Below are 26294 nucleotides of genomic sequence, written 5' to 3' on the forward strand. Positions count from 1 at the left end.
CTTAACTAAATCCCGTTATTTATCAGTCAAAAACAATCATTTTAAGCTCTTTTTTTCTAAAAGATTAAACTTAAGTATTAATCAAAAACAACTTTTATATATTTGAATCAACAAAACTAAGTTAATACACAGACTCACGTTGGCAACAATATGACTAAACGCAGAAATAATAGCAAACGAAGTCGATTTTCGATTTTATTTCCAATTTTGACATTAATCGGAATTGGAGTTATAGCTACTATTTCGACAAATTATGAGCCGAATTGGAGTTATAATTGGAATGGAATAAGAAAAGAAATAAAGGATTCTTTACAAGTTTCGGAATCACGTAGAATTACTAGCGGAATTGGAGGAATGGGTATTTCAACAAAAAACGAAGTTGACAGAAGAAAGTGGATTATGAAAAACGCAACCGAATCAGAACTTCTAAAATTGACTGAATATCCAAATGGAATTGTAAAGGGAATTGCATACGAAGGACTTTTAAGAAAAAAAGGGTTTTCTAATAAAACAGAATTAACTTTAAAAGCAATTCGTGACACAACTTACCAAATAGATTATCAATCTGGTTGTTCAGGTTGGAATATGGATATTGGAGAATATCTTGTGCAAAACGTTTTATTGATTGATGACGAAATTCCACCACCAGAAAGATTACCAGATTTTGGTTTAACCGAAATAGAAAAAAAAAAGATTCTGACTGAATTTAGGAAGTTACAAATTAAAAAAGAATAAAATACTGTTGCTTTTTCATCGATGCTAAAAATAATTGCTTGGTTCTAGCCTACTCGGAAAATCCTGCGGATTTTCCTCTGGTTCGTTCCATTTTTACTAAGTTAGTTGCTTAACCACGCAACTTCTTACACATAAACGTTAGCACCAATTATGAAATCGAGCACATTAATAATATTTCTGCTTTTATTTGGGTTACTTTATTCTTGCAATGAAAAACCTGAAAATAAGAAAGCGGAATTTATTGAGAGCAAATTATTTGGGAAAGTAAAAAGTGTCGAAACTAAAACTTTTGAAAATGATACTTTGAAATCAAGAGTGTTGGAATTTTATGGAGAAAACGGAATAATTGAAAAAGAAGAAACCCGTTTTGAACCGAATTTATCTTCTATTGTCCGACATTATAAATATGACGATAAGAATAGATTAATAGAAGAGCAAATTATAACAGATGGAGATTCCACTTTCACGAGTAAATATTCATACAATAATATTGGACTTCAAAAAAAAGAAGAATATTATTTGAATAAACTTCATACGATTACAAAATTCAAACTTGATAGTTTAGGAAAAACAATTGAAAAGAAATTTGGATATGCGGGCTCAAATGGGTTTAGAAAATGGGAATATGAATATCTAGATAAAAACACAACTCTGACAAAGGAATTTTTTAAAAGTAATTCCCCAGAAAAAATAACTGAATTGAAAATTTTTCCTCAAGAAAACAAAAAGGTTTTGACTAAAAAATATTCATTTCCAACATCAGAAACAAAAGAAATTTTCTATCATAACAACTTGGGAAACCTCGAAAAAAAGGAAAAGTATCATAACGGAAAAATGACGGAAAGTAAAAGTTTTACTTATGAATTGGACTTGAATCAAAATTGGACAAAGTCTGAAAATGAACTGACAAGAAAAGAAAGAATTATAGAATACTATAAAAAATAACATTTGAAAAATGAACTTCGAAAAAGAAAAAAAGGAATTAATAAAATTATCTGAAAAGAGAAATTTCTTCTTTAAAAACACTACTAAACGTGACGCCGAATTATATTTAAATTCAAAAATTGATTTTAAAGGATTAAGCGAAAATGAAATTGAAAAACTAGAAATTAATCTTGGAAAAAAGTTTCCATTAGAGTTTAGAGAATATCTATTAGAATTCGGAAAAAATTGTGGAGAATTGTTTTGCTGTGGTCAAGATATTGAACCAGAGAAATTAACTGAATATCAGATTTGGGCAAAAGAAATAATAGACGATGATGAAATTCCTGATTTTTTAAATGAAGATACTCTCGTTTTTAATTTTCATCAAGGCTATGTTTTTCAATATTTCAAAAAGGAGGATAACCAATTTCCTATCTATGAATATATGGAAGGAGAAAACAAAACAATAAAGAGGTTTGATTCTTTCCGAGAAATGCTAAGACTGAATATTGAGAATATGAACAGAATTAACGAAGAAGCACAAAAATCCGATGGACATTTTCTAATTGTAACAAAAAATGGAACTCAAGCGGAATGGCCTGCAAAAAATAGCGGAATAAAGCCACGAGAAATAGGTGATAAATTCATCAAAGAAAAGTGGAGTTTTTTAAATCTATTCAACGGAAAAAACTAAGCCTAACAACGTGTCCTATGAAAAGCACTAGCCAATCCCGATAGCTATCGGTACTTCAAAGTTACTATTTTATTTTTGACTTAAACCACTTTTTTCTTTTTGATATAACTTGCTCAGCATCCTATTTGTGATCGATTTGTGACCGTCACCAGCATCTGTATGATTATAAGTTATAATAACCTGTCCACTTGCTATAAAAATGTGATACTAAATTAGATACTAATTAGTTCACCTACGTTGTTTTGTGATACAGGTTGATCTACTTTTATTGTGAGCTTTGTTATCTGTTATTATTTATTCTACTACACCAATGGTGTAGGGTGTCTCTGTTTTTATTACGGCTAATGTTCTACTTAATAACTTACGGGCTACCTTTATGATAATACTCTTAACATTCTTGCCTTGATGTTTGCGATAATATGCCTGCGTCACAGGGTCTGCTCGTATGGCTTGCCATGAAGCCTTAAACATGAAAACACCTGCTGCCGTTCATGATTTTGCGGCCAGACCTTTTCCTGAAAAAACACCTCACTTTGATTATGATTCAGGTCATAAAGTTCTTAAAGTAACTCAAAACGGAGCTATCAGATGGAGATTCTATTATTGGGTATATCTAACTAGTGCCCTAAAAGGTAAATATGTAGGAATCGAAGAACTAGGCAATGGTATTTGGAAAGTATTTTACAGAAACGTATTTTTAGGTTTTTTTAATGAAAATGAATTAAGAAATAAAAAAACAAACATAAGGTTGGAAACTAATTTAGTATAAAGTCTAATCTTTAACTTGTGTAAACCATGCCCCTTAACGAACATTTGAGAAAACTATGAGCATTTTTGATTTTTTAAAGAAAAAAGGAAAGACCTCTGAATCAATTAATGAAGAAATTCCATCGTACAAAGAAATTACAGTTAATCTTCAGACAAAAACTTCTGCTGAAAAAGGAATTATAGAAAAATATTGGTTTGAGAATAAAAACATTGGAATAGACAAAACCTTATTACATAGAATTGAAATTCCACTCAAACCTTTTAATTCTGGATTTGAATATGAAACTCAACCTTTAAAAACCACTTTAGTATTTGACTTTTTGAAATTGGATTTACAAAATCCGAATGAAATTCACGGAATTATAATTTCGAGCGATAAAGAATCAGATGTTGACGCATCAGTCTATGTTGGAAACGTGCACAACCCTTTTGATATAGATAGTTTGACCTTTAAGAAAGTGAAAGAAAACGAATATCAAGTGAAAGGAAAAATCATGGTTGATTTTGAAGATGCAATGCTTGCTAAAAATGAAACTTTTGAATTCAGCACAACAGTTGAATTCAAACATTCTGAATAAAAAAATAAAAACATTGCACAACAACATATAAATTAATTGCTAGTGCAAACCCACTTGGAAAATTCCTGCGGAATTTTCCTCTGGTTAATCCAAGTTTACTAAATTAGTGGTTTATCCGCGCAACTAATCTTATACACAAACGTTGTAGCCAATATGAAAAAAGTCATTATTTACATTAGTTTTTTCTTTATTTTGGTAAGTTGCTTATCTAAAAAAGACAATGTTGATTCTGATTCTGAACTAAATTTACTCAATGATATCTTTCTTGAATTAGTCGGAACTGAATATTATTATGAAAGACTTCCGATTCCACCAATGCCATTGGAATATGCTGAGAACAAACAAGATTCCATAAGCCACCAAATTCAAAAAGAAAAGTATGATGAAGCTTTTGCTTGTCCTAAATTAGATAAATCAGAACTAGTATTGGGAGTTAGTTCTGATTTCAAAAATCCAAAAAGAGAATTTAGATATTGGAATACCAAAGAATCATCATTCCCTAGAGAATACTATCCTGACTCTCTACATTCAAAAGATTTTGACCAACTCTTAACTGAATTGGTCGATAGTACCTCATTTGAAAAAGGTAAATTGGAATTAATAAAATTAAAACAAACAGGAAAATATAATATCAAGGATTTAGAACAATTAGAAAAACAAAATAAAGAATATTGGAAAAGTAACGAATACAGATATATTGCGTCAATTAGATTTTCTGATTTTAAATTAAATAAAAACAACGATAAAGCAATTTTTTTCTTTGATTTCTTATGTGGAAAATTATGTGGCTCAGGCGAAATAATATTTTGTATTAAAGAAAATGATAAATGGAAAATAGTGGAAAGAAATATGCTTTGGGTATCATAAATACTACTGCCAACAAAGGTAGCCGTTGCACAACCCATGATTTTGAATTAATCTATGGATTTTTTAACAATCATCTATAAAATATGGTTGAAAATCAACAAGTTACATTTACATAAACACCAAAAACAAGTGTATTTACAATATTTTTTGAGTTGTGCAACAGCCACAAAGTATAAAATTAATGGCTGGTTCTCGCCTACTTGGAAAATTCCTGCGGAATTTTCCGCTGGCAAGTATTTGTTTACTAAATTAGTAGCTTAAACGCGCCACTAATCTTATACGTAACCGTTGGCAACAATATAAAAATCCGAAAACATTGAGATTTAAAACAAGCTTTTTTATATCATTCTTTTTTTGTCTTTTTACAACTTTTGGACAGCAGAAAATAAGCGGTCGAATAATTGGAGAAGATTTAGGAATAGGAATGGGAATAAAAATTTTCGACAAAGACACAACCGAAATTGGAAAAACGGATTTTAATGGTTATTTCGAGATTGAATTACAAAAAAACCATAAGAAATTAATCTTTGCTGGACTTGGTTACGAATGGACTAAAATTAAACTTCCTATAAATTGTGAGAATTTAGAAATAATTTTATTGTATGATGGTAACTATCATTATAAATCGAATAGAAAAGTTGACCGTATTCGAAAAAAAAGATTTGATAAAATAAATGAATTCCATTTACAAGCTTTCAATAAAGGTCTTTTTAAAACCGAAAAACCTTGTTTCAATGGAGAATTTGAACCATATAAACCACAATTAGATAGAATAAGGTTAGAACTAAAAGAATTTAGAAAAGTTAACAAAAATGATTTTAATGAATTAAATATTGGAGATGTTGTAAAAATACCTTTTGGAATAGATTCATCGGAAAATGAAGTAAGAACTTATTATTCGCCTTGTGAGAACTGTACTGAAAAAGATTATGATTTTGTAATTGAAGGAAAGGTCATTAAGAAATATAGAAGAAAATTAACACTCGAAATTATGATTACTAAAATGAAAGATTATGATTTTTTGAAATATAGAGGAAAGATTATAAAAAACAATAGTCGAATGAAATACGAAATGAAATATTACGAAGTGATAATTGAATAAATACTGTTGCCAACACCGTGTCCTATAATTAATTGCTTGGTTTTAGGTAACTTACGAAAGTCCTCGCGGACTTTCTATCTGTGTTTTATTTGCTAACTTTAGTGCTTAAAACACGCAACGAAATCATACACAAAAACGTTGGCATTAATTTGAATGATAGAATCAAAATTAAAACAAATAGCATCCGAATTAAATGGTGAATACACCATTGAGGATTACAAAATGATTTTTACCGACGGTTCGCGAAGTCCAGAAACATATCATATAGTCAAATATGAATATGCCGAATCTGAAATTCTTATTTTAATCCAAACCGGATTTACAGAAACAGCCAGAGTTATTACCACACTTTCGACATATACTCGACCGATTGAATTTGAAATTGACTGCGTAAGTCCGTTCGAAAATTTGTTTTTAAGAAGAAAAACGAGATTTAAGGTTAAATGTAAAAACCAAAATTTTAAATTCTTCCTTGAGAACGAAGCGTTAATGACTTTTGACAACATAATGGAAACGGAAAACTTTAATCCGCGGATTTTTATGCAGAATAACGAATCAAATGATCAAATAGTTATGGAATTTCATCTTGGATTTCCAAAATGGACTGAAATATTTGACGAAATAAATCTATTTTTAAAATCAATTATTGACGAGCTGAATTCTGACAATAGGTTTATCTCGCATAAAGTATATAAAGAAAAAAACTAATGCCAACAACGTGTCCTATGAAAAATACTTAATTTAGTGCCAAACCTAACGGAAAGTTCTCTTTTGCTACGTCTGATTTCCCTATCGGAAAATCGCCGTGCACAAAACTGCACTTTCCATACACAAACACGTTAGGCACAATGCTGAAAAATTCACGACAAAAAATAAAAATATTAATAGCCTTTTTATTGATTTTCAATGCATTTAACCTTACAAATGCACAAAATTTGAAAGAGGATCAGAATAAAGAACTATTTACACCAAAAGAATTACAACAAGATTATTCGGTTCTCAAGGAAACTCTAGAGAAGACCTATCCAAGTCTATACCGATTCACTGATAGTCTACCAATGACAGAATTCTTGGAGAATCAGTATACGTCATTAAACCAACCGATGGACGAAAGGCAGTTTTATAAAATTATTGCCTACACATGTGCAAGAGTAGATGATGAGCATCTAATACCGAAACCATCCAAAGAGTATTACCGAGAGTTGCAAAACTCAAATCATTTTTTCCCATTTTCGCTGAAAATTGTCGATAGAAGGTTTTATGTGTATCAAACACGACAACTCCAAGACTTACTTCCTGTTGGATCGGAAATTCTGTCCATAAATGGGTATCCAGTAGAAGAAATTTTGAATATACTTCTGCCCACTATACCTTCAGATGGATACATTCAAACCTTTAATATCCGTCATCTTGAAGATTATAGCATGACCCAAAATGAAAATCTTTTCGATTTAAACTATCCTATTTTCGTAGAAGATACAGACTCTTTCAGTATTGAATTTATTTCACCTGACATAAAATCGCAAAAACAAACTGTGACTTTGTCAGGTTTGAACTATCAAGACTACAAGGAATTCTACAAGCTACGAATAGGGTACAAAGCCCCACTTGAATTCAAATATATCCGAGACTCGGTAGCTTATTTGAGAATATCTTCCTTTCTCAAATGGCACAGGGATGATTTTAATCAGAATTTTTACAGTTTATATGATAGTATTTTCACGAAGCTCAATCAAAGAGCCACTAAGAATTTGATACTCGATTTAAGAAATAATGAAGGGGGAGATGGCACTGGCGAAAGATTACTCACCTACCTAATGACTAGTCCTTTTAAGCACTTCGCGTTTACTGAGGAAAAATTCATAGGACACCCTTCGGTAGTTGATTATTTGGACAATGGAGAAAATTTGTTTTTTCCTGATTCTATTGTTTACAAAACTGATAAAGGAATGTATAGACTGAAAAAAGAGTTTTATCATTATATTCCCTTGTTGAATGAGCAGATCCCCAATCAAAAGCATTTTAAAGGAAACTTATACGTATTGGTGAATGGTGCTTCTGGATCTATGTCAACAGTAGTAGGAAGCATTTTAAAGAACAGTAAAAGGGCTACATTCATAGGTGAAGAGAGTGGAGGAACAATGGAGGGCAACACCTCGTTAGGCTATGCTAGGATGATATTACCCAATACCAAAATACGAATTGAAATTCCTTTAACCAAGACAGGTCTTGCTGTAGATTTTATTAAAGGAAGAGGCGTTTTTCCTGACTACTACATTAGGCCTGGAATTGAAGATGTGATAAATGAAGTTGATACAGAATTGGGTTTCACATTAGATTTAATTTTATCTGAGAAATGAAGGTACAGTGCCTAACATTAATTTGAATGAACTACACGAACGAGAAAATAATTGAACGACTTGAATCAGGAGAAAACCTGAAATATCTTCTGTTTTGGGGACATCAAAAGTCTGACCGAATTACGAAATCTTGTTTCAGTCAATGGTATGAATCTGAATTTGAGGTTAACGGAATTAAATTCTTGACAGCCGAACATTATATGATGGCTGAAAAAGCCCTATTGTTTGGTGACAAAGAAATTTATCAGGAGATAATCGAGTCAGAAAAAGCAGGAAAAGTAAAAAAACTTGGACGAAAAGTAAAAAACTTTAATCAAACAATTTGGGAAGAAAATCGATTTGAAATAGTAGTTAGAGGTAATTTCCACAAGTTTAGTCAAAACCCAGAGCTATCTGAATTTTTGAAAAACACGAATGACCGAATTTTAGTTGAGGCTAGTCCTGTAGATAAAATTTGGGGAATTGGACTTGCTCAAAATGACGAAAATGCCGAAATCCCATATTTTTGGAACGGACTGAATTTACTTGGCTACGCTTTAATGGAAACGAGAGATATTTTAAACAAAATTAGAGAGTTTAAACTACTTGAAAATTCTGTTTTACCACCTTGGTTAGCTCATCCTGAAATCGATAGATATAGTATTGGTTGGAGAATGGGATATGGAGAAGAACACATTGACAACCTAATTGAGTATTTAGACAAAATAACTGATACTGAAAGAATAATTTACGAACTGACCTATCCTGAGAATGAGGAATGGAAAGATTGGTATAAAAACGGATAAAAAACTAATGGCAACAACGTGTAATTAATTGCTTTGGCAAGTGCCTATTTGGAAAATTCCTTCGGAATTTTCTCGCGTTCGTTTTTGTTTACTAAATTAGTTGCTGAAACACGCAACCATACAAACACGTTAGCCACAATCCCTCATAGACTCCAAAAGAGTCTTTAGTACTATGGCTAACGAAGATGAGGAAAATGAGATAAAAAACAACTAATTTTAAATTATTGATTTTGAACACAATAATTTTACGTTAGCCACAATAAAAAGAGACCTTGGAAATAATATGTTACAGTTGCGGTAGAGGAGAAAATCCTGAAAATTCAATCGAGGGAGTTAAACATTGTCTGGAAGTAAATCCTGATTGGCGAATTGAAATGGATTTGCAAATGACCAAGGACGGACAAATTGTGTTATTTCATGATTATGAAACGATTAGGACAACTGGAATTGAAAACAAAATTCAAGAAATGGACTTGGGTTCGGTCAAAAAACTGAATGCTGGTTATAATTTCAAAGTAGGTTCTGGGTTTCCATACCGCCAAAACCCAATCGAAATTCCAACTCTGGAAGAAGTTTGTCAATCGTTCCCAAATGCAAAATTATTGCTCGATATTCATACAGACAACTTAAACGCAATCGACAAAATAATCAAAATTATAGAACAGTACGGAATGGAAAAGCAAATTGTCATGGTAAGTCATTATGACCAAGTTTCGGCTGAATTTAAAGCAAAACGACCGAATTGGAAATTTGGAGCGTCAACAAAGGAAATTAAAAAAATGGTTTACAGCAGTTTCCTTTTTTTGGACAATCTCTTCCCAATAAAATCGGACATCTTAATGTTGCCAGTAAAATTTGGAAATATAAAACTTTTGACCAACAGAGTAATTAACCACGTTACTAAACGAAATAAAAGGCTTTGGGTTTGGTTAAGTGAGGGAAAAGAAGTTATAACTGTAAATTCTAAAATGGAATTGGATGAATTGGAAAAAATTGGAGCAAACGGAATATTTACGGAATATCCAGCTAAATTGAACGAAGAAATTACTGTGGATAACAACGTGCTATAATTAATGGCTAGTTCAAGCTTACTTACGAAAATCCTCGCGGATTTTCTATTCAGTTTTTATTTGCTAATTTAGGTGCTCAAACACGCCATTAATCATACAAACACGTTGTAAAACATTTGAGAGCAGTTCTGAAATTAAAAATAAAGGATATTACCGGAATGGATATTTCATAATTTCAAGTTTAGCAATATTTCTGTTATTAGCGACTTATCATTTTCAATCAGAATTAAAAGTTAATGTATACCTAATCATTTATGTTCAACTTATTGGATTCGTTTTTTTGCTATCATACTTCTTTGAAAACAATAACTTCATTTTTAAATTTGCTATAAAAATTTGTGAAAAACACTCAACTATAAAGAGTCGAAAAAATGCTTTCTTCTATTTTGGTCTAACCACTGTACTTTCAACCCTTTCTTTGTCTTCATTATATTCTTAAAACCTTGAAAGAAAAACATAAATTCACCCAACCAATAATTGATTCGATGAAAACCCTCCTAAAAGGAGAAATTAGTTTTTCAGAAAGCTATTACAAATGGATAGTAAAAGCTTCTGTCAAATGGAATAAACGAATGATAACTATAAATTTGGATTCTAGAAAAACAGATTTAGAAAATGATTTTTCATCATGTTCACTTACAAAAGCACAATTTTTTACTTTTCTTTCAAGATCAGAAACATACAACTTTAGTGGAAATAAAAGTATTTACTCTGAATTATTACTCGAAAGTGTAGAAACTCAATGTTTGATGGATAGCAAAAAACCTATGATTAAACTTGATAAAAAAATTTAATCTTTAAGGGCGGAATTAGGAAAAAGGATTATGAAAGTTTGTCGAATGTATTTATACTATTCGAAACTCTTATGGAAGAAATAGATTATCTACACAAAGAAAACGTTTTACAACAACGTGTCCTATAATTAATGCGGGAACAGTTGCTAGCCGAAATGTTGGTTGATTTGTATTATCGCAAAAGCTTTTTTCTTATTTTTAACTACAAACTAAAAAACGGCAAAAGCTTTTACTTGTGCTAGGCTTGAAATTCTTTGAATTTCCGCACCGCACTAATCATAGCCGAAGCGTTAGCTTTAAAGAGGTATGGTAAAGGCACATAGTTTACAAAGTTAAAGGGACATAGTTTACACTTTTTTAGGTTGTAATTTGAGATAAAAATCAAATTATCATGCCTTGGAAAGCAACAACAACTATGGAACAAAAAATTGAATTTATTTGTGAATGGAGAACTGGAAAATATACCATCACAGAATTATGCAAAAACTTTGGAATCTCCAGACCAACAGCTTACAAGCTAATTGATAGATTCGAAAACCAAGGCTACAATGGTCTTAAAGAACAATCTAGAGCACCTCGTAAACATCCTAATGCTACAGACGAAAATATCGTTAAAAGTATCATTAAACTAAAAGGGAAACATTCTCGCTGGGGAGCCAAAAAAATAAGGGTTCTATTGTTTAACGATTTTACAAAGGAAGAAGTCCCTTCAGTGGTTACTGTACACAACATACTTAAGAAACATGGTTTGGTTTGTCCGCAAAAACGCATGCGAAGAGTCAAACCTGTATTCCCTATTTTCGACCCTAAATCATGTAATGAAGTTTGGAGTGCTGACTATAAAGGCAAGTTTTTAATGGGTAATAAGATCTATTGCCATCCACTAACCATTGCAGACTCCAAAAGCCGTTTTTTGTTTACTGCCAAAGGGCATTACAAAGAAAACCTAAAGTCTGCTAAAACTGAGTTTACAAAGGTTTTTAGAACATATGGCATACCCGAACAAATCCATACAGACAACGGTAGTCCCTTTGGTTCTGTGAGAGCTATTCAAAGGTATACAAGGCTCTCCTATTGGTTTATTGAACTTGGAATTACCCCTGTGTTTTCTGATCCAGCACACCCAGAACAAAACGGCAGACATGAACGTATGCATCGGGATTTAAAAGCGGCTTGTGCCAAACCTGCTGCCTTTGACTTAAAAGCTCAACAAAGGCGATTAAATCATTTTGTAAAGGAATATAATAACATAAGACCTCATGAAGCTTTAGATATGAAAACACCTGCTGACATACATGACTTTTCTACTAGACCATTCCCTGAAAAGATCCCTAAATTTGACTACGATACTAAATATAAAGTGCTTAAGGTTACAAAGAATGGATCTATCAGATGGAAGTCTTATTATTGGGTTTATGTAACGGCAGCTTTAATGGGAAAATATGTCGCAATTCAAGATATTGGAAATGGAGTTTGGAAAGTATTTTATAGAAACGTACTTTTAGGTTTCTTTGATGAAAGACATCTTAGAAATAAAGAACAATCCACAAGGTTAGAAACTAATTTAGTGTAAAGTCTAATCTTTAACTTGTGTAAACCATGTCCCTTAACGAACAAAACAATGTCCCTTAACGAACATCGAAACCATGATACGAAGATTAAGTTTTCTACTAATAATTATTATTTGCTTTATTGGTTGTGGAAAAGAACAAAAAACGAAACAAAGAACTGCCGAAAATTTTGAAATAGAAGAAAGATTACCAAATGCCATTGATTCTTCTGAAAAAATCACACTTTACGGAAAAACAGATGATAGCTATGCCCTCAAATACCTTAATTTTTTGAATTTCTCGAATTTTGCCTTCTCACAATATGAAAACCCTGAAAATAGAAATCTAATTGGAGATTCATTATCTCTTACAATGTATAATATTAAAAAACCTCAATTAATGGATTTAGTGGCTTTTACAGACAAGAAAGACACAATACCTTATTTTACAAGGGTTTTATTTACCCCAGGCGACACCATTTCTATGACAGTGAAAAATGGAAAAATACGTTTTTCAGGAAAAAATGAATCTCATTATAATTTCTTCCTTGAAATGAATGACCCCTTGAGACAAAATTGGGCTCATTATAAATATGACCCTTTTTTATATAAAAAAGAACTTTACTCATCGTATAAAAAGAAAGATTCCACCTTAAAAGAGTTTATCAATCAGAATACAAAAGTATCCGAAGATTTTAAAAATATAGTTGGTTCTGAATTAAAATATGAATATTTGTATAATTTAATATTGCCAAGAAACATACCTGATGAAAAATTAGCAGGTGCATATAAAAACAATACAAATGACATAATGTATGTATATGCAACTACCAATGTTAAAAACGAAAAATTCTTTGACTCTGAAAGCTATTATAGTGGTATTACAATAGAAGACTTTAAAAGACCCGACCTAATAAACAACGACTATTTTAAACGTACATTAGTACTTTATATCCGTCATGTTTTTGCTAATCATGATTATCTTGAATATTCAAGAAGAAATTTTTTGAATGAAAAAGACTTTATTCAAAAAAATCTAAATGGACAAATAAGAACCTATGCAATGGGGCGACTTATAAATGATTATTACATGAAAGGTTTTGGTCAAGGAGAACAGGATATAGAGATACTAAAAAATTTAATAATCGAATATAAAGACGAATTTTCTGAACCTTCATATACCAGTAGAATGAACGAAATTTTAGAAGACATAAACTCATATGACTTTCTTTTAACCGAAGAATTGTTAAATGAAAAGCTTCTCACTAATTATGGTGACACAATAACTTTAAGCAACGTACTAAACAAATATCCGAATCAAATTAAAGTTCTTGATTTTTGGGCAAGTTGGTGCGGACCATGTATTTCAGAATTTAAAAAAGCCAAGAACTTCAAGCAAAAAATGGAAGATGAACAAAATCTCAACTTTTTGTACTTTTCGATTGATGATGATAAAAATAAATGGGGTCAAACCATTTCAGGTCTACAGAACTATGTTTCAAGAGAAAATCAATACCTTATAATAAATCGAAAAAAATCAAGAATATTGAAACATATGCTGATAAGAGAAAATTCAAATAAAACATATTTCAGCATTCCTAGGTATAGTATTTTGGATGGTAAAAATAGGGTAAAAAGCAACAATGCCCCAAGACCATCTGATAGTTTAACATTTGAAAAATTAATAAACGAAATAAAACTTAAAAAATAAAAAAATACTATTGCCAACATTGGTAATCGTTGCACAAGGCACTAAAAAATGCATAATTCAGCCCCAAAGCTCCTTTTTAAGAAGCTTTAGTTTTTAGAAGCTCTTGTTTGTTTTCAAATTCAGGAGCTTGTTAAAAGTCTTATTTGAAGTGTTATTAAGGCTTTTATGTTTAAAACAACATGACACACTGCTTTGGTATCACTTTTTACAGTTTTAGCAGTGAATTTTAAATACTTTTTCAGGTTATAAGCTATGGCCGATAAGTGCATTACTTTATTAGCTTGATCAATGCCTATGGTAATTTATTTTTCGAAGTCCTAAAAACTGAGTTAGCGTTCCTAATACAGGTTCTACGGCACTTTGGCCTTTGCCTTTCATGTAGCTGCCTCTCGAGCTGTTTACCCGGGCATTATTACGCTCATACCCTTCTAGATAAAAGGTGACGGTAAATTTCTTTTCTTGTGCCGATTTACCTAAACATGCCGATCGTATTGGGCAATCTACACAAACAGGCTTTAATGCTCTATATTCCTTCTTTTTGGTATGATTCTTTTTCTCGAAAAATACCTTTTTAAAAGGTATTACCTTTCCTTGGGGGCAGGTATAACAATTGTCCGCTTTGTGGTACTTAAACCCATCTGATCCGCCTTTGTAAGTCCCATGGGGCGGAATATAACTACGTAGACCCTTTGCTTCTAAAAAAGCATAGTTCTCCCCACTACTATAGCCCGTATCTGCTATGCAAGTATGCCATAATAAGCCTTGTTTGTGCAAACGTCTTTCTAAGCGGTTACAGATATCGGGCAAATACTGACTGTCTTTTCCATCGGCATGGTACGTCTTGATATCTGTAATCACATGATGCCCGGTGTCTACACTTAACTGCCCCATATAATTAAGCTTTCTTGCCTTGCATAATACAAGACACATATTTTCTGTATATTTACATAGGGGTTGTGCAACAGGCACAATGTGTAAAAATAATGCGTAAGTTTATTTCTTGAACGTAAGGTAGTGCTTATTTGCTAGCGTCCGATTTTCCTTCATAAAATCAGCATTTATCAAATGCGCAATATTCTTACACCAAACGTTGGCTTGAATATTCACAATCATTAGAACTAAAATTGAACAACATGAAACCAAAATACTTATTTATTTTACTAATCTCTTTTAATTTAGTTACCGTTCAAGCTCAATTGAGTGAAATTCAATCTCAAAAAATTGATAGTCTGTTTAATACATGGAATGAAGAAAATCATCCAGGAGGAACTCTTGGAATTATGCAAAACGGAAAAATCATCTACTCAAAAGCTTTTGGTTTAGCTAGTTTAGAATATCAAGTACCAAATACAATCGGAACAATATTTAACATAGCTTCAGTTTCTAAGCAGCTTACTGCTATGGGAATTGTATTACTTCATGAGAAAGGGAAACTATCTATAGATGATGACATACGCAAATACTTACCTGATATGCCAGATTTTGGACATACCATTACCATACGCCATATGTTACATCACACAAGTGGTATGCGTAGTTTACACGCTATGCTTGGGTTAGCTGGTTGGCGAGATGGCGACCCTAGAACAAGCGAAGATTTGTATCGCTTTATGTTAAAGCAGAAGGAATTAAATTTCATCCCAGGTGATGAATATTTATATTGTAATACAGGCTATATACTCATGGCCAAAATCATTGAAAATGTTACAAAAGAAAAGTTTCCGCAATGGATGAAAGCCAATGTTTTTGACCCTTTACGTATGACAGACACCTATGTAGAAGACAGATACGACCGTATAGTTCCAAATAATGCTACCTCATATTACGGAAGTAATGATGTTTTTTTTAGAGCAGTAGAATATTGGGGTTACGTAGGTTCTGGAAACGTACATTCAACAACAACAGACCTACTGAATTGGTTACAAAATTTTAGTACACCAACTTCAAATTGGAGTTCGGCTTTTGAAATGCTCAAGACTACTGACACACTTAATAATGGCAGTGAAAACAATTATGCTTTTGGTGTCAACTTTGGTAACTATAAAGCATATAATAAAATCTCACATGGTGGTAGTATTGGTGGATTTAGAGCCTATGCAAGTCACTATCCTGAAGAACAACTCAGTATTGCGGTACTAACTAATTTCTCATCATCAAATTCAAGAGGTATCGAACGTAAAATTGCCAACATATTACTAAAAGATAAATCGAAAGCAACTCCGGAAATCGCTAAGGCTGAAATCTCAAAAAGTGTAATTAGCTTTCCTTTAGAACAACTAACCGGAAAATATGAAATCCAATCGGGAGTTATTGCGAATATTACTATAGAAAATGACTCTTTACATGTATTACAAGAATGGAACAATTCTGAATATAATATTTACAAAACTAAAGGTAACACCTATCAAATCCCAAAAGAAGATAACGTTCAGTTTACGTTTTCTGAGTTAAAGGATAATGCAACACAACTTCTTAGTGTAAATCAAAATGGCAGAAAAATCGATGCCAAAAGATATGTAGAGGAAGATTTATCAAGTATCTCTTTAAATGATTATGTAGGCAGATTCTATAGTCCTGAACTTGAAAGCACATTAGATATTATTCTTAAAGAAGATCAATTGATTGGTCATCATGGAAGGCACGGTGACTTCCCAATGAAACTTCTAAGTACAGACGTCTTGGAAATTACAGGTTTTGCCTCGGTAGACGTGGTACGCGATGTTGAAAATGTAATTACTGGAATTAGAATTTCAAATGGAAGAGCAAGAAATGTTTTATTTGAGAAACAGAAATAAAATATACTCAAGCCAACGTGTATAATTAATTGCTTCTGATTTTCCTATCGGAAAATCCTTGCGGATTTTCACGCAACAAATCATACACAAAACGTTAGACACAGCTAAAAAATATCGAATGAAAATACAAATTAAACTTTTCTCAATTGGACTTTTATTATGTACAGTAATTTCTTGTAAAGAATTCGAAAAAAACAATAGTCATCAAGAAATAGAGAAATACACAAATGAGATTTTTGATAGTTTGGTAAATATCAAGCGAGACTTACATATGAATCCTGAACTATCGGGAAACGAAATAAGAACTTCTAAAATAGTGGCAGACTACCTTCTAGGTTTAGGTTTGGAAGTTAAGACAGATGTTTCTGGAAACACTGTAATTGGGAATATTGGAAGGGAATAAAAAAGGCAAGAAAATAGCTTGGAGAGCGGATATGGACGCCATTAAATTCAAAACAAATGACACCAGTAAATATCATTCCAAAAATAAAGGAATTGCTCATATGTGTGGACACGATGTTCATACAACTATTGGTTTAGGTATTGCTAACGTTTTGTCAAATCAAAAAGAAAACTTGGCAGGAACAGTGTATTTCATTTTTCAACCTTCCGAAGAGACATTTACAGGAGCGAAAGATTTAGTTGAGAATGGTCTTTTTGATATAATTGACCCTGATGAAATTTATGGACTTCATATCGACCCAGCGGAAAAAGGTACTGTTAATTCAAAACCCAAAGAACTGTTTGCTTATCAGAAAGCAATTAAAATTAAATTAAAATCGGAAAATAATGAGAAAGAAATCAAAAGCTTTCTTACAGATATCATACAAGGGTTCGTTCGTAATGAACCAAACACTACACCTTGGTCTCTCGACTATTTAACCACCCCTCAAATGGGATTAGAGAATGAGGGAACCATTTACAGAGATTACTTTATTTTACAATATGCAGGACTTGAAAAGAAAAATGATTCTATATTATTTGGTGCTAACTTTCTTGAAACAGATAAAGAAAAAATTGATAGTATTCCATTAATAATTAAAAGGAAAATTCTCAGCTCAAAATTTAAAAGTTCATTCATTTCAACTGAATATTCCGGTGGTAATCCAACAGTTTACAATGACCCAGAATTAACCAAAATTGCATTACAAACAATTGATAGTCTATATGATAACAAATTGACTAAACCAATTTATGGACAAATACCCTATTTCAACGAAGATTTTATATACTATCAACAAAAAGTTCCAGGTGTAATGTTTCTTTTAGGCGGTTCAAATATGGAAAAAGGCACAATTTCAATGCCGCATACACCAGATTTTACTGTTGATGATGAAACTATCAAATTTGGCGTAAAGTGTTTTTCATCTTTAGTCTTGGAAAGAACAAATAGTAAATAAAGTACTAAGCACAACAAAGATGTATAAACGCAACCGTCAGAGTGTTTCAAAACCTCTTATTTTGGTTTTGGTATTCGGATAGGTATCTTTGAAAAATCTCAAATATGAGATTCTCAGAGAAGTAAAATTAGTTTTGAGACAGACTGCCGTTGTAACCCATTACCTCAAAATTGTAATTAATACTAAATGACTTCAAAAAAACTGATTACTAAAGGAGGATTCTTTATTTTTTCGTATATAACAGTAAGTGCTATATCTAACGTTTTTATAAACCATACGACCAGATCAATAGACCCTATTGTAACATTATTTTATTCTTCAATCTTTACAATAATATTTTTTTCAATTTTGAATTTTGGAGAGTTGAATAAAAATATATCATTAATAAAAGAAAATAAAAATTCGATTTTATGGCTTAACATTTTTAATGCAATAATTTGGGTTGTTATATTTTATAGCTTAAAAGTTTTAAGCCCTTCAGTATTCTCATGCCTATTTCTTGGTGCTATTCCGATTAACCTGTTTATCATTGGATTGCGGAATTCAAAAACAAGCAAAAAAAACAACTTTATCATTGCGACACTTTTATTTTCTATTTTTATTCTAATGCTATGCCTAGTTTATCAAGATGTTAGTGATGCAAATATTTCACAACTATTGAAATATGGAACTCTAGTTACAATTATTGGAGGTATTGTTGCTGCTTTTATTATGAATATATCTAAAAAACTAGCTGATAAGAAACTTCCCGCTTCACTAGTAGTTTCACTAAGGTTTTATGGTTTATTAATAATTTCTATCATAATTATGATATCTAATCAATCACGATTTTTAATAAAACCAGCTGTACTTTTAGAACTGCTAGCACTAGCTTTGACTTCAATGGCTTTTCCTCTTTTCCTATTACAAAAAGCATTAAAAACTTTAAATCCATTACATGTATCAATAATGATAACCATTATACCTATTCTGACATATTTACTACAGATTTTAACAGGCTATTATTCCTTTTCAATTGCTAAATTTGGAATAACAATCTTGTTCTCTTTATTATTAATTATTTTGACTTATTTTAATAAAAAAGAATAAAACGGGTTACAGCCGTATAAAGTTAATGTGGGTTTTTATGGCTTAAAGAACTCGGATTTGAAATAGGAAAAGAAATTGAAATTAATTGACCATTACGCTGACTAACAAAAAGAATAGAACGTAACTACGCCCAACAAATGTATAATTCATTGCTTCTGATTTTCCTCTCGGAAAATCCTCGAACTTTTGCTATCTTCGTTTCTTAATCTGAAAATCCTTACGGATTTTCACGCAACAAATCATACATAAACCGTTGTTTGTAATTATGACTCGTCCTGAATAAAGGATGCATAATTTTAAACATTATGTACAAAAATGAACCATTTAAAACAAATTAAAATGACAAAAACAAAAACCATGAACAAATTATTCTTAACCTTATTAATTGGAGTTTTATTTTCTTGCAGTAGCGATAATAATGACAATGAGCCTGAACAAAGTAGTATTCTTGGAACTTGGAAAATAGTGTCTCTGACTTCAAATGGAACTGAAGAATTACAAGACGAATTAAATTATGCTGATATATGTTATTGGACTGAAATATATACACAAACAACCGTTACGGACATTGATTTTTCAGGAACTGATTGTACAACGGAAACTGTAGGTGAAACGTTATCATATACAATAGATGGAACTACTCTCTCTTATATAACAGGAGACCAAGTTGACGTATCTTTGGAAATCATTGAATTAACTAGTACGACTTTAAAACTTCAAGACTCATTTGAGGAATTAGGAGAAGATTATGTTGATATTTACACCTACACAAAAGTAGAATAAAAACTACACACAAGCCGTATAAAAATAATTGCGGTTTAGTCTAAAACAAGGGTAGTTGCGTATTTGCTACATCTGATTTTTCTTCGGAAAATCCTCGCAAGCAAACTCGCAACTATTCTTATATATAAACGTTAGCTACAATCCTCATAGACTCCAAAAGAGTCTTTAGTACTATGGCTAACGAAGATGAGAAAAATGAGATAAAAAACAACTAATTTTAAATTATTGATTTTGAACATAATAATTTTACGTTAGTCAGAATTTAACCCAACCATTAATGTTCTGGAATAAAAAGAAAAAATTACCAATTACCGAAGAAGATAAAATTTGGGTTGACGAAGACTTAAATTGGTTAAAAACGGAATTCGGACAAGAGCATTTTATGGGAATCCGAACAGTAACCCCAACAAAGGATTTTTATAAACGGACTTTTGACGGGACGGAAAAAGATGCGGAATTCATTCTTGAGCGGACAATGGGATTGATGAATATCCAAAATGTGAATATAAAATTGGACTTTTTCTCTGACTCGCCTATCGAAATGGCAGACGGGACAATTTTGACAACATCAGCCGACTTAAATGGAAGTTGGAAAAGTGCAAGCGGAACTTATGAACAAACGGAAAATGGAACTGTAATTTCAATCGAGCAAGGACAATTAAAAAATCCGATTTCATTGATTGCAACAATTTCTCACGAATTAGCTCATCAAATCTTACTTGGTGAAAACCGAATTGAAGAAAATGATGAATTCTTAACTGACTTTACAGCCATTGTTTATGGCTTTGGAATCTTTATTGGGAATTCTCGTTTTCAATTCAGCTCTCAAGGATTTGGCTGGCAATCAAGTAGTCAGGGGTATTTGCCTGAACAAATAATTGCCTATGTTATGGCTTGGTTATCGAAAGAGCGAAATGAAAAAACGGATTATAGCCAATATTTGAACAAATCAATGAAAAAATATTTTGACAAAAGTATAGATTGGTTAACCGAAAATGAATAGAAAACTACTTACAACAAAGATGTATGACCGCAATTACGGCGGATTCGACTACGTCTGAATCCACTCGGAATTGCTAATACTAACGTCAGTGCTAAACCGAAAATAAACACTAATAACCCATAACTAACGGTTATACGAGACAGTCTGTCGTTGGCATTAATTTCGCATATCAATAAACACCACCATTCTGATTTAAAGTAACTTCTTTCCAAAAATATCAAAAACAACTCCCGAAAATACTATTATGACAATGCATTGACAAATTAATGGCGTAAAAAAGACGTTATAAATTTTCGCATTGACGGTATTATAACAATATCTAAACCATACATTTGAAAAATTAAAAATGAATTCTATATGAAAAATTTAGAACTTTCAATAGTAATAAAAAAGTTGAGAACAGATAAAGATTTTTCACAGGAAAAATTAAGTGAAAAATCAGGCTTAAGCCTAAGAACAATTCAAAGATTGGAAAATGGAGAAACCGAACCACGAGGCGATACATTAAAAAGATTAATAAATGCTTTAGAATTACCTACAGATTATTTTAATAAATTAAACCAATGTGAGAAAGACGTTAAAATCTCTACTAATATTAAACGAAGAACAATTCCATGGTATATAATAGGTTTCACGATTATTGGAAGTTCTTTTGGTTTTATTTTAGGACTAGTTTTAGTGAATTTAAAAATTATTCCAATAAATGATATTAGTCTTGCTTTAGTAATTTCAATTGGTATTTTATTTGGTTCAATTGGTATCGTTATAGGAAATACTTTTGAGAAGAGATACAATAAATAACTTAACCAAACTTACCGTCAAATTCTAACCGTTTGAAAAAATGTGCTATGAAAATACAAACAAAAATTATTATATTATTTGCCTTAATTGGAAATATAACTTCCTGCTCAAAAAAACATAATATCAAAGCAAATATTTCAGGGTTAGGCAATGACACTATTTATATAGAAAATTATAAAATATCCAATATTGAAGATGACCCTATTTTAGATACTATCTACTCTAAAAATGGAGAATTCTCATACAACTTACCAATTAATGAACCTCTTATTTCTATAATTTCTCCAAAAAAAAGTGAATTTATTCGATTAAACAAGACTCCTTATCGGCCAACCCAAAAATCAATAATATTAATATTAAAACCAGAGGATAATATTAACATTAATGGTAAACTTGAAAAATTTAATCTTCAATACAAAGTAACTGGTTCATCTATAAATATGTCTTATGCTATTTTGAGAGAAAAATATGCTCAGTCAAATAAAGCATATATAGAAACTGAGCTAAGAATTGATACTTTAATGTTCAACAAAGGAGATAGAGAAGAAATTAATGTTCTTTTCAAAAAACGAAATGAATATTCTAACATTGCGAGGAATATCCAACTGAACTATATAAAAAGTAATTGGGACAAAAACCTATCTGCATTTTATTTAACAAGACAACCATTAGATACTTTAGGTAAATATTTTGAAAGATTGGATAAATCAGTAAAAAATGGAATGTTTCAAAATTTGTTGAATTATCAATGTAACAGATTTAAAAAATACATCAAAGTTAGAGAAGCTGAATTAAATATTAAAGTTGGAGAAAAATCTCCAAAATTTTCTCTACAAAATATAAATGGAGAAAAAATAACAATAGATTATTCAGGTAATAAATTTATAATACTCGATTTTTGGGGAAGTTGGTGCGCTCCTTGTATTTCTGGATTCCCTAAAATGAAAGAATATTTTAATAAATATAATAATCAGATTAGTTTTATTGGAATTGCTTGTAATGACAAAGAAGATAAATGGAAAAATGCTGTGGAGAAATATGACCTAAAATGGGAAAACCTTATAAATAATAATGATATAAATAAAGATGTTTCAGTAATGTATGGTATTAAAGGATATCCAACAAAAATTATTATTAATTCTAACGGAATTATCGAAGGAATATTTAATGGAGAGGGAGATGATTTTTATAAGAAACTAGATAATTTAATGGGAAACTAAAAAAGAACAAGATAAAAAACTGTTGGAGAAATAGAAGAAGGAGAAGTCGGAAATGAAATTGAATGGTTAAATAAGTGCAAAATTGAAAATGTTTCTGACGATAAAAATAAATGGTGGAAATTTTGGTGATACGAAAGGATATAAAAGATGATAACGAACTTTACTTGTATTTTAATGATAAATTGGTTTACAAAAGATGGTTGAATTATGGATATTCCAAAGTCTTCGACAAAATGGCTTATGGAAAAGATACTTTCGTTAGTATTATTGAAGATGAAAATGGAAAAATTTGACATAAAAGAAAGATTTTCATAAATGGAGAATTTTGTGAAACCAAAGAAGACTTTTGGAATAAATATGTTTCGGAAATTGACTCTCAATCTGCAAAATATTTCGAAAAAAATCTTGACACCTTCAATGACGCAATAACAGCAGAAGGACCTGGTTTTCCTGGAAACTGCATAATTGAAATCATCGGAACCGAAAAACTTGAAAAGGTATTTGGAAAAGAGGGTTTTGGTTTTATTATTAAACTTTTGAGAGATGCAAAATTTGTAGATCTGATAATTGAAAAAGAAAATATAGAATAAAAACTACCTACAACATTGGCAGTAATTAGAACAACAATCTTTCTAAGAAAAATAATTAAAATGGACAACCTAAATAAAATAGTCGCTATATTATTCTTTTTTCAATTTGCTTTTCCTAATAATACAAACGCACAAAAAGCAATAATCCAAGGTCATATTGAAGGGATAGAAACTGAAACCATTTTCATTAAAAGAGATATTACCACTTCGAAGACTCGCGAACCCGAGGATTCTATAATGGCATATAACGGTAAGTTTAAATACGAATTTAATTGTCCTCAACCTGTCTCAATCTGTTCTTTTAATGTTATATTCTAAAAAAACGCATCCTACTTTCCAGTGTCGCCTTGGCTGTGGGGTATATAAACATCATCTCGTCCAACCATTTTCTATTGGCAGTAAGCGCTGAAAAAAATAAATTTATCAATTTTTTAAAAAAGTGTACATGCTTTTAACAAACTCTTCTTTATTTGATTTGAATTTATTGACAAATGGTTTTGCTTCATCTTTTAAATGATCGTTTAAATTGTTATCACTCCATTGTGCAATTTCTATGAGTATTGGCAACAATTCTGTTCCTTTTTGAGTAAGACTGTAAATATTTGTTTTTTTATTTCCTTCTTGTTTTCCTTTAGAAATGATACCTAACTTACTCAGTTTAGTCAACCTATTTGAAAGAATATCTGTTGATATCTTCTCACTTGATTTATTAAACTCTGTGTATGTTTTCTTTCCCAAAAACATCATATCTCTAATAATTAATAAAGACCATTTATCTCCTATTACATCTAATGCTGAACTAATTGGACAAGTTGACCTAAATTTTTGACTCATACATTTTAATTATTACTTGGAAAAACCAAGTTATATATTATTTTTACTTGGAAAACAAAAGTAATAATAAAATTGAATAATTTAAAAATGATAGATAAAGATTCTAAAATAGCAATTTTAGGTGCTGGAATTGGAGGATTAACTACAGCTATAGCATTACACCAAAAAGGATTTAGAAATATAAGCATATATGAACGTAGAAATAAAACAACTACTATTGGGGCGGGTTTGGTTTTATGGTCAAATGCTACAAAAATTCTTAACAAACTTGAATTATTATCCGCTATTGAAAAAGTAGGTGGAAAATTGCTACAAATGCAACGTTGGACAAAAAACAACGACTTTTTAGGCGCTATTCAGGTAAATCAGATTAATAAGCACATTGGTTTAAAAAGCTACTCTGTAAGTAGAATAGATTTACAGAGTATATTATTAAACAAAATAAATGAATTGAATATTTCTATTCATTATAATCATAATGCATTAAAAATTTCATGTCATAACAACATTACTTCTATAAAATTTGAAAAGAATATTTCCTTAGATGCAGAAATAATAATTGGAAGTGATGGAAGAATGAACTCCATTGCTAGACAATACGTTAATGAGAACAGTACTCCTGTTTATCAAAGCTTTGTTAATTGGATTGGAATAGTAGAAAGTAAGGAAATTATTTTTTCAGAAAATAACGCCATGGACTTTTGGGGTGTTGGTGAACGGTTTGGGATTGTACCAATTAATAAGAACAAAGGCTATTGGGCTGGAGGAAAATCTTTACCTGTAAATTCTCCACTTAAAAATAAAAACCACAAAACCGAACTTCTAAAACTATTTGGTTCTTGGTCTCCAAAAATCAACGAAATAATAAAATTAACAAAAGAAGACAACATCAAATATATTGAAGTGTTTGACCACAACCCTACCTCTAAATGGTCTAAACATAATGTGTGTCTACTAGGCGATTCCGCACACGCATCATTGCCTACTTCAGGGCAAGGTGCTTGTCAGGCAATAGAAGATGCTTGGCACTTTGCTTCTATTTTAGAAAAATCAAAAAGTATAGAAAAAGCTTTTAACGAATTTCAAGAGAATAGATTTCAAAAGACAACTGCAATCACAATGTCTGGAAGGGAATTAGCAAAATCGCTATTTAACGAAGATGTATTGTATTGTGAACAAAGAAACGAAATAGCAAAAAATACAGATTATAACATTGCCAGTCAAAAAATAGCAGAATTTTGGGCTAAAAACTTACCCAAATAAACAAAAATGATAAAATCAAAAAATATGTAAATGTACAGTCTTTAATGCGCCGGTAAATTTGCGCCCTATTAAATATGTAAATAAATGAAGTATTTTAAACTAAGGCAAGTAAGTTGTATATTTTTTGCGGTTGCTTCATTTTCGTTTTTGAAAGCACAAGAATTAGACCCCCAAAAGGCACTTTCATTAGCAAGAGTAAAAAAGGATGGTAAAATACATATCATTCAGGTGTACAAAATCGAAGATTCCTTCATTGAAGGAACTAATTTGAGTGAGAGTTTCAATTTTTACCCAAATAACATTTTTGATTTAATTGAAAAATTGGGTTATGATGAAATTTTAATGAAAATTTCAAGCGGTTCTAATGTAAAAATTAGTTCAGGTGATGTTTTACTACCAGTTGATGCAATTACAAACACAATTGCAGTCGCCACAAATTATCCCGAGCATAAAAAGAAAAATGTTTAGATTGACCCTGTTTTGTTTCCAAAAGTTGCTGAAACACGCAACCAAATGGAAATATTAACATCTAACCTAAAAAGAAGATAATGAAAAAATTGATTTACATATTTATTCTGA

Annotated in this window: 29 protein-coding genes; 26 read left to right on the forward strand and 3 right to left on the reverse strand. The window is 31.1% G+C overall.

Annotated features, from left to right (window positions below; all coding sequences use genetic code 11):
- The first annotated feature begins 207 nt into the window (after window positions 1-207).
- From Q4Q35_RS16300 to Q4Q35_RS16310, 3 genes are all read left to right on the forward strand, one after another.
- Entirely contained in the window at window positions 208-735 is a 528-nt protein-coding gene (locus Q4Q35_RS16300; protein ID WP_303279083.1) for a hypothetical protein, read from the forward strand.
- Between the two features lie 150 nt (window positions 736-885).
- Window positions 886-1680, forward strand: a complete 795-nt coding sequence (locus tag Q4Q35_RS16305; protein WP_303279084.1) for a hypothetical protein — start codon at window positions 886-888, stop codon at window positions 1678-1680.
- Window positions 1681-1690: 10 nt separating this feature from the next.
- Window positions 1691-2353: an SMI1/KNR4 family protein gene (locus Q4Q35_RS16310; protein WP_303279085.1), complete on the forward strand. Its 663-nt coding sequence runs from the start codon at window positions 1691-1693 to the stop codon at window positions 2351-2353.
- 294 nt (window positions 2354-2647) lie between these two features.
- On the opposite strand, the gene Q4Q35_RS16315 is transcribed toward Q4Q35_RS16310, so the two are convergent.
- Entirely contained in the window at window positions 2648-2824 is a 177-nt protein-coding gene (locus Q4Q35_RS16315; protein ID WP_303279086.1) for a hypothetical protein, read from the reverse strand.
- Between Q4Q35_RS16315 and Q4Q35_RS16320 the strand changes: the two genes are divergently transcribed.
- The 11 genes from Q4Q35_RS16320 (at window position 2823) to Q4Q35_RS16370 (ending at window position 13937) form a co-directional block, all read left to right on the forward strand.
- The gene (locus tag Q4Q35_RS16320) at window positions 2823-3122 is read left to right on the forward strand and encodes a hypothetical protein (RefSeq protein ID WP_303279087.1); all 300 of its coding nucleotides are present in this window, start codon (window positions 2823-2825) and stop codon (window positions 3120-3122) included. The two genes, Q4Q35_RS16315 and Q4Q35_RS16320, sit on opposite strands and share 2 nt — an antisense overlap.
- Window positions 3123-3177: 55 nt before the next feature.
- The gene (locus Q4Q35_RS16325) at window positions 3178-3699 is read left to right on the forward strand and encodes a hypothetical protein (protein ID WP_303279088.1); all 522 of its coding nucleotides are present in this window, start codon (window positions 3178-3180) and stop codon (window positions 3697-3699) included.
- 153 nt (window positions 3700-3852) lie between these two features.
- The gene (locus Q4Q35_RS16330; RefSeq protein ID WP_303279089.1) at window positions 3853-4566 is read left to right on the forward strand and encodes a hypothetical protein; all 714 of its coding nucleotides are present in this window, start codon (window positions 3853-3855) and stop codon (window positions 4564-4566) included.
- Window positions 4567-4882: 316 nt separating this feature from the next.
- Window positions 4883-5668 carry a hypothetical protein gene (locus tag Q4Q35_RS16335; protein ID WP_303279090.1) on the forward strand — a complete coding sequence of 262 codons (786 nt, stop codon included), beginning with the start codon at window positions 4883-4885 and terminating at the stop codon, window positions 5666-5668.
- A 153-nt stretch (window positions 5669-5821) separates the two neighbouring features.
- Window positions 5822-6376, forward strand: coding sequence for a hypothetical protein (locus Q4Q35_RS16340; RefSeq protein WP_303279091.1), 555 nt, complete (start codon window positions 5822-5824; stop codon window positions 6374-6376).
- Between the two features lie 395 nt (window positions 6377-6771).
- Window positions 6772-8028, forward strand: coding sequence for a S41 family peptidase (locus Q4Q35_RS16345; RefSeq protein WP_303279092.1), 1257 nt, complete (start codon window positions 6772-6774; stop codon window positions 8026-8028).
- A gap of 26 nt (window positions 8029-8054) precedes the next feature.
- Entirely contained in the window at window positions 8055-8813 is a 759-nt protein-coding gene (gene ybiA, locus Q4Q35_RS16350) for a riboflavin biosynthesis intermediates N-glycosidase (RefSeq protein ID WP_367892755.1), read from the forward strand.
- A gap of 272 nt (window positions 8814-9085) precedes the next feature.
- Window positions 9086-9883 (forward strand): glycerophosphodiester phosphodiesterase family protein, encoded by a 798-nt coding sequence (locus Q4Q35_RS16355; RefSeq protein WP_303279093.1) that lies wholly within the window; start codon window positions 9086-9088, stop codon window positions 9881-9883.
- A gap of 485 nt (window positions 9884-10368) precedes the next feature.
- On the forward strand, window positions 10369-10677 hold the full coding sequence (locus Q4Q35_RS16360) for a hypothetical protein (RefSeq protein WP_303279094.1): 309 nt from the start codon (window positions 10369-10371) through the stop codon (window positions 10675-10677).
- A 391-nt stretch (window positions 10678-11068) separates the two neighbouring features.
- Window positions 11069-12250 (forward strand): integrase core domain-containing protein, encoded by a 1182-nt coding sequence (locus tag Q4Q35_RS16365; RefSeq protein ID WP_303279095.1) that lies wholly within the window; start codon window positions 11069-11071, stop codon window positions 12248-12250.
- Between the two features lie 73 nt (window positions 12251-12323).
- On the forward strand, window positions 12324-13937 hold the full coding sequence (locus Q4Q35_RS16370) for a thioredoxin-like domain-containing protein (RefSeq protein ID WP_303279096.1): 1614 nt from the start codon (window positions 12324-12326) through the stop codon (window positions 13935-13937).
- A gap of 285 nt (window positions 13938-14222) precedes the next feature.
- Here Q4Q35_RS16370 and Q4Q35_RS16375 read toward each other — a convergent pair whose 3' ends face one another.
- Complete coding sequence (locus Q4Q35_RS16375; protein ID WP_303279097.1) at window positions 14223-14828, reverse strand: transposase; 606 nt, start codon at window positions 14826-14828, stop codon at window positions 14223-14225.
- Window positions 14829-15070: 242 nt separating this feature from the next.
- Here Q4Q35_RS16375 and Q4Q35_RS16380 point away from each other — a divergent pair, with 242 nt between their 5' ends.
- The 10 genes from Q4Q35_RS16380 to Q4Q35_RS16425 all read left to right on the forward strand — a co-directional run bounded on the left by Q4Q35_RS16380 (window position 15071) and on the right by Q4Q35_RS16425 (window position 23936).
- The gene (locus tag Q4Q35_RS16380) at window positions 15071-16732 is read left to right on the forward strand and encodes a serine hydrolase domain-containing protein (protein ID WP_303279098.1); all 1662 of its coding nucleotides are present in this window, start codon (window positions 15071-15073) and stop codon (window positions 16730-16732) included.
- Between the two features lie 118 nt (window positions 16733-16850).
- Complete coding sequence (locus Q4Q35_RS16385) at window positions 16851-17135, forward strand: hypothetical protein (protein WP_303279099.1); 285 nt, start codon at window positions 16851-16853, stop codon at window positions 17133-17135.
- Window positions 17113-18132 carry a M20 metallopeptidase family protein gene (locus tag Q4Q35_RS16390; RefSeq protein ID WP_303279100.1) on the forward strand — a complete coding sequence of 340 codons (1020 nt, stop codon included), beginning with the start codon at window positions 17113-17115 and terminating at the stop codon, window positions 18130-18132. The genes Q4Q35_RS16385 and Q4Q35_RS16390 overlap by 23 nt, the downstream gene beginning before the upstream one ends.
- Before the next feature lie 186 nt (window positions 18133-18318).
- The gene (locus tag Q4Q35_RS16395) at window positions 18319-19221 is read left to right on the forward strand and encodes a hypothetical protein (RefSeq protein ID WP_303279101.1); all 903 of its coding nucleotides are present in this window, start codon (window positions 18319-18321) and stop codon (window positions 19219-19221) included.
- A gap of 339 nt (window positions 19222-19560) precedes the next feature.
- A complete protein-coding gene (locus Q4Q35_RS16400; protein ID WP_303279102.1) occupies window positions 19561-20004 on the forward strand; it encodes a lipocalin-like domain-containing protein in 444 nt (147 codons plus the stop codon).
- Window positions 20005-20281: 277 nt separating this feature from the next.
- The gene (locus tag Q4Q35_RS16405) at window positions 20282-21007 is read left to right on the forward strand and encodes a hypothetical protein (protein WP_303279103.1); all 726 of its coding nucleotides are present in this window, start codon (window positions 20282-20284) and stop codon (window positions 21005-21007) included.
- Between the two features lie 357 nt (window positions 21008-21364).
- Entirely contained in the window at window positions 21365-21808 is a 444-nt protein-coding gene (locus Q4Q35_RS16410) for a helix-turn-helix domain-containing protein (protein ID WP_303279104.1), read from the forward strand.
- Window positions 21809-21855: 47 nt separating this feature from the next.
- Entirely contained in the window at window positions 21856-23028 is a 1173-nt protein-coding gene (locus tag Q4Q35_RS16415) for a thioredoxin-like domain-containing protein (RefSeq protein WP_303279105.1), read from the forward strand.
- A 110-nt stretch (window positions 23029-23138) separates the two neighbouring features.
- Window positions 23139-23321 (forward strand): hypothetical protein, encoded by a 183-nt coding sequence (locus tag Q4Q35_RS16420; protein WP_303279106.1) that lies wholly within the window; start codon window positions 23139-23141, stop codon window positions 23319-23321.
- A gap of 357 nt (window positions 23322-23678) precedes the next feature.
- Window positions 23679-23936 (forward strand): hypothetical protein, encoded by a 258-nt coding sequence (locus Q4Q35_RS16425; RefSeq protein ID WP_303279107.1) that lies wholly within the window; start codon window positions 23679-23681, stop codon window positions 23934-23936.
- Window positions 23937-24041: 105 nt separating this feature from the next.
- Here the strand turns inward: Q4Q35_RS16425 and Q4Q35_RS16430 are convergent, their stop codons facing one another.
- Window positions 24042-24452 carry a winged helix-turn-helix transcriptional regulator gene (locus tag Q4Q35_RS16430; RefSeq protein WP_303279108.1) on the reverse strand — a complete coding sequence of 137 codons (411 nt, stop codon included), beginning with the start codon at window positions 24450-24452 and terminating at the stop codon, window positions 24042-24044.
- A gap of 87 nt (window positions 24453-24539) precedes the next feature.
- On the opposite strand from Q4Q35_RS16430, the gene Q4Q35_RS16435 reads away from it, so the two are divergent.
- Window positions 24540-25715, forward strand: a complete 1176-nt coding sequence (locus Q4Q35_RS16435; protein WP_303279109.1) for an FAD-dependent monooxygenase — start codon at window positions 24540-24542, stop codon at window positions 25713-25715.
- An 84-nt stretch (window positions 25716-25799) separates the two neighbouring features.
- Entirely contained in the window at window positions 25800-26183 is a 384-nt protein-coding gene (locus Q4Q35_RS16440) for a hypothetical protein (protein ID WP_303279110.1), read from the forward strand.
- Window positions 26184-26294: the final 111 nt, after the last annotated feature.

The sequence above is a fragment of the Flavivirga aquimarina genome, assembly GCF_030540835.1.
Taxonomy (GTDB): Bacteria; Bacteroidota; Bacteroidia; order Flavobacteriales; family Flavobacteriaceae; genus Flavivirga; species Flavivirga aquimarina.

What these genes read in the sequence shown, in the direction of transcription:
- Q4Q35_RS16305 (WP_303279084.1), top strand. Translation starts at nt 886, where the DNA reads ATGAAATCGAGCACATTAATAATATTTCTGCTTTTATTTGGGTTACTT.
- Q4Q35_RS16310 (WP_303279085.1), top strand. Translation starts at nt 1,691, where the DNA reads ATGAACTTCGAAAAAGAAAAAAAGGAATTAATAAAATTATCTGAAAAG.
- Q4Q35_RS16320 (WP_303279087.1), top strand. Translation starts at nt 2,823, where the DNA reads ATGAAAACACCTGCTGCCGTTCATGATTTTGCGGCCAGACCTTTTCCT.
- Q4Q35_RS16315 (WP_303279086.1), bottom strand. Translation starts at nt 2,824, where the DNA reads ATGTTTAAGGCTTCATGGCAAGCCATACGAGCAGACCCTGTGACGCAG.
- Q4Q35_RS16325 (WP_303279088.1), top strand. Translation starts at nt 3,178, where the DNA reads ATGAGCATTTTTGATTTTTTAAAGAAAAAAGGAAAGACCTCTGAATCA.
- Q4Q35_RS16330 (WP_303279089.1), top strand. Translation starts at nt 3,853, where the DNA reads ATGAAAAAAGTCATTATTTACATTAGTTTTTTCTTTATTTTGGTAAGT.
- Q4Q35_RS16340 (WP_303279091.1), top strand. Translation starts at nt 5,822, where the DNA reads ATGATAGAATCAAAATTAAAACAAATAGCATCCGAATTAAATGGTGAA.
- Q4Q35_RS16345 (WP_303279092.1), top strand. Translation starts at nt 6,772, where the DNA reads ATGGACGAAAGGCAGTTTTATAAAATTATTGCCTACACATGTGCAAGA.
- ybiA (WP_367892755.1), top strand. Translation starts at nt 8,055, where the DNA reads ATGAACTACACGAACGAGAAAATAATTGAACGACTTGAATCAGGAGAA.
- Q4Q35_RS16360 (WP_303279094.1), top strand. Translation starts at nt 10,369, where the DNA reads ATGAAAACCCTCCTAAAAGGAGAAATTAGTTTTTCAGAAAGCTATTAC.
- Q4Q35_RS16365 (WP_303279095.1), top strand. Translation starts at nt 11,069, where the DNA reads ATGCCTTGGAAAGCAACAACAACTATGGAACAAAAAATTGAATTTATT.
- Q4Q35_RS16370 (WP_303279096.1), top strand. Translation starts at nt 12,324, where the DNA reads ATGATACGAAGATTAAGTTTTCTACTAATAATTATTATTTGCTTTATT.
- Q4Q35_RS16375 (WP_303279097.1), bottom strand. Translation starts at nt 14,828, where the DNA reads ATGGGGCAGTTAAGTGTAGACACCGGGCATCATGTGATTACAGATATC.
- Q4Q35_RS16380 (WP_303279098.1), top strand. Translation starts at nt 15,071, where the DNA reads ATGAAACCAAAATACTTATTTATTTTACTAATCTCTTTTAATTTAGTT.
- Q4Q35_RS16385 (WP_303279099.1), top strand. Translation starts at nt 16,851, where the DNA reads ATGAAAATACAAATTAAACTTTTCTCAATTGGACTTTTATTATGTACA.
- Q4Q35_RS16395 (WP_303279101.1), top strand. Translation starts at nt 18,319, where the DNA reads ATGACTTCAAAAAAACTGATTACTAAAGGAGGATTCTTTATTTTTTCG.
- Q4Q35_RS16400 (WP_303279102.1), top strand. Translation starts at nt 19,561, where the DNA reads ATGACAAAAACAAAAACCATGAACAAATTATTCTTAACCTTATTAATT.
- Q4Q35_RS16405 (WP_303279103.1), top strand. Translation starts at nt 20,282, where the DNA reads ATGTTCTGGAATAAAAAGAAAAAATTACCAATTACCGAAGAAGATAAA.
- Q4Q35_RS16410 (WP_303279104.1), top strand. Translation starts at nt 21,365, where the DNA reads ATGAAAAATTTAGAACTTTCAATAGTAATAAAAAAGTTGAGAACAGAT.
- Q4Q35_RS16415 (WP_303279105.1), top strand. Translation starts at nt 21,856, where the DNA reads ATGAAAATACAAACAAAAATTATTATATTATTTGCCTTAATTGGAAAT.
- Q4Q35_RS16420 (WP_303279106.1), top strand. Translation starts at nt 23,139, where the DNA reads ATGGTGGAAATTTTGGTGATACGAAAGGATATAAAAGATGATAACGAA.
- Q4Q35_RS16425 (WP_303279107.1), top strand. Translation starts at nt 23,679, where the DNA reads ATGGACAACCTAAATAAAATAGTCGCTATATTATTCTTTTTTCAATTT.
- Q4Q35_RS16430 (WP_303279108.1), bottom strand. Translation starts at nt 24,452, where the DNA reads ATGAGTCAAAAATTTAGGTCAACTTGTCCAATTAGTTCAGCATTAGAT.
- Q4Q35_RS16435 (WP_303279109.1), top strand. Translation starts at nt 24,540, where the DNA reads ATGATAGATAAAGATTCTAAAATAGCAATTTTAGGTGCTGGAATTGGA.
- Q4Q35_RS16440 (WP_303279110.1), top strand. Translation starts at nt 25,800, where the DNA reads ATGAAGTATTTTAAACTAAGGCAAGTAAGTTGTATATTTTTTGCGGTT.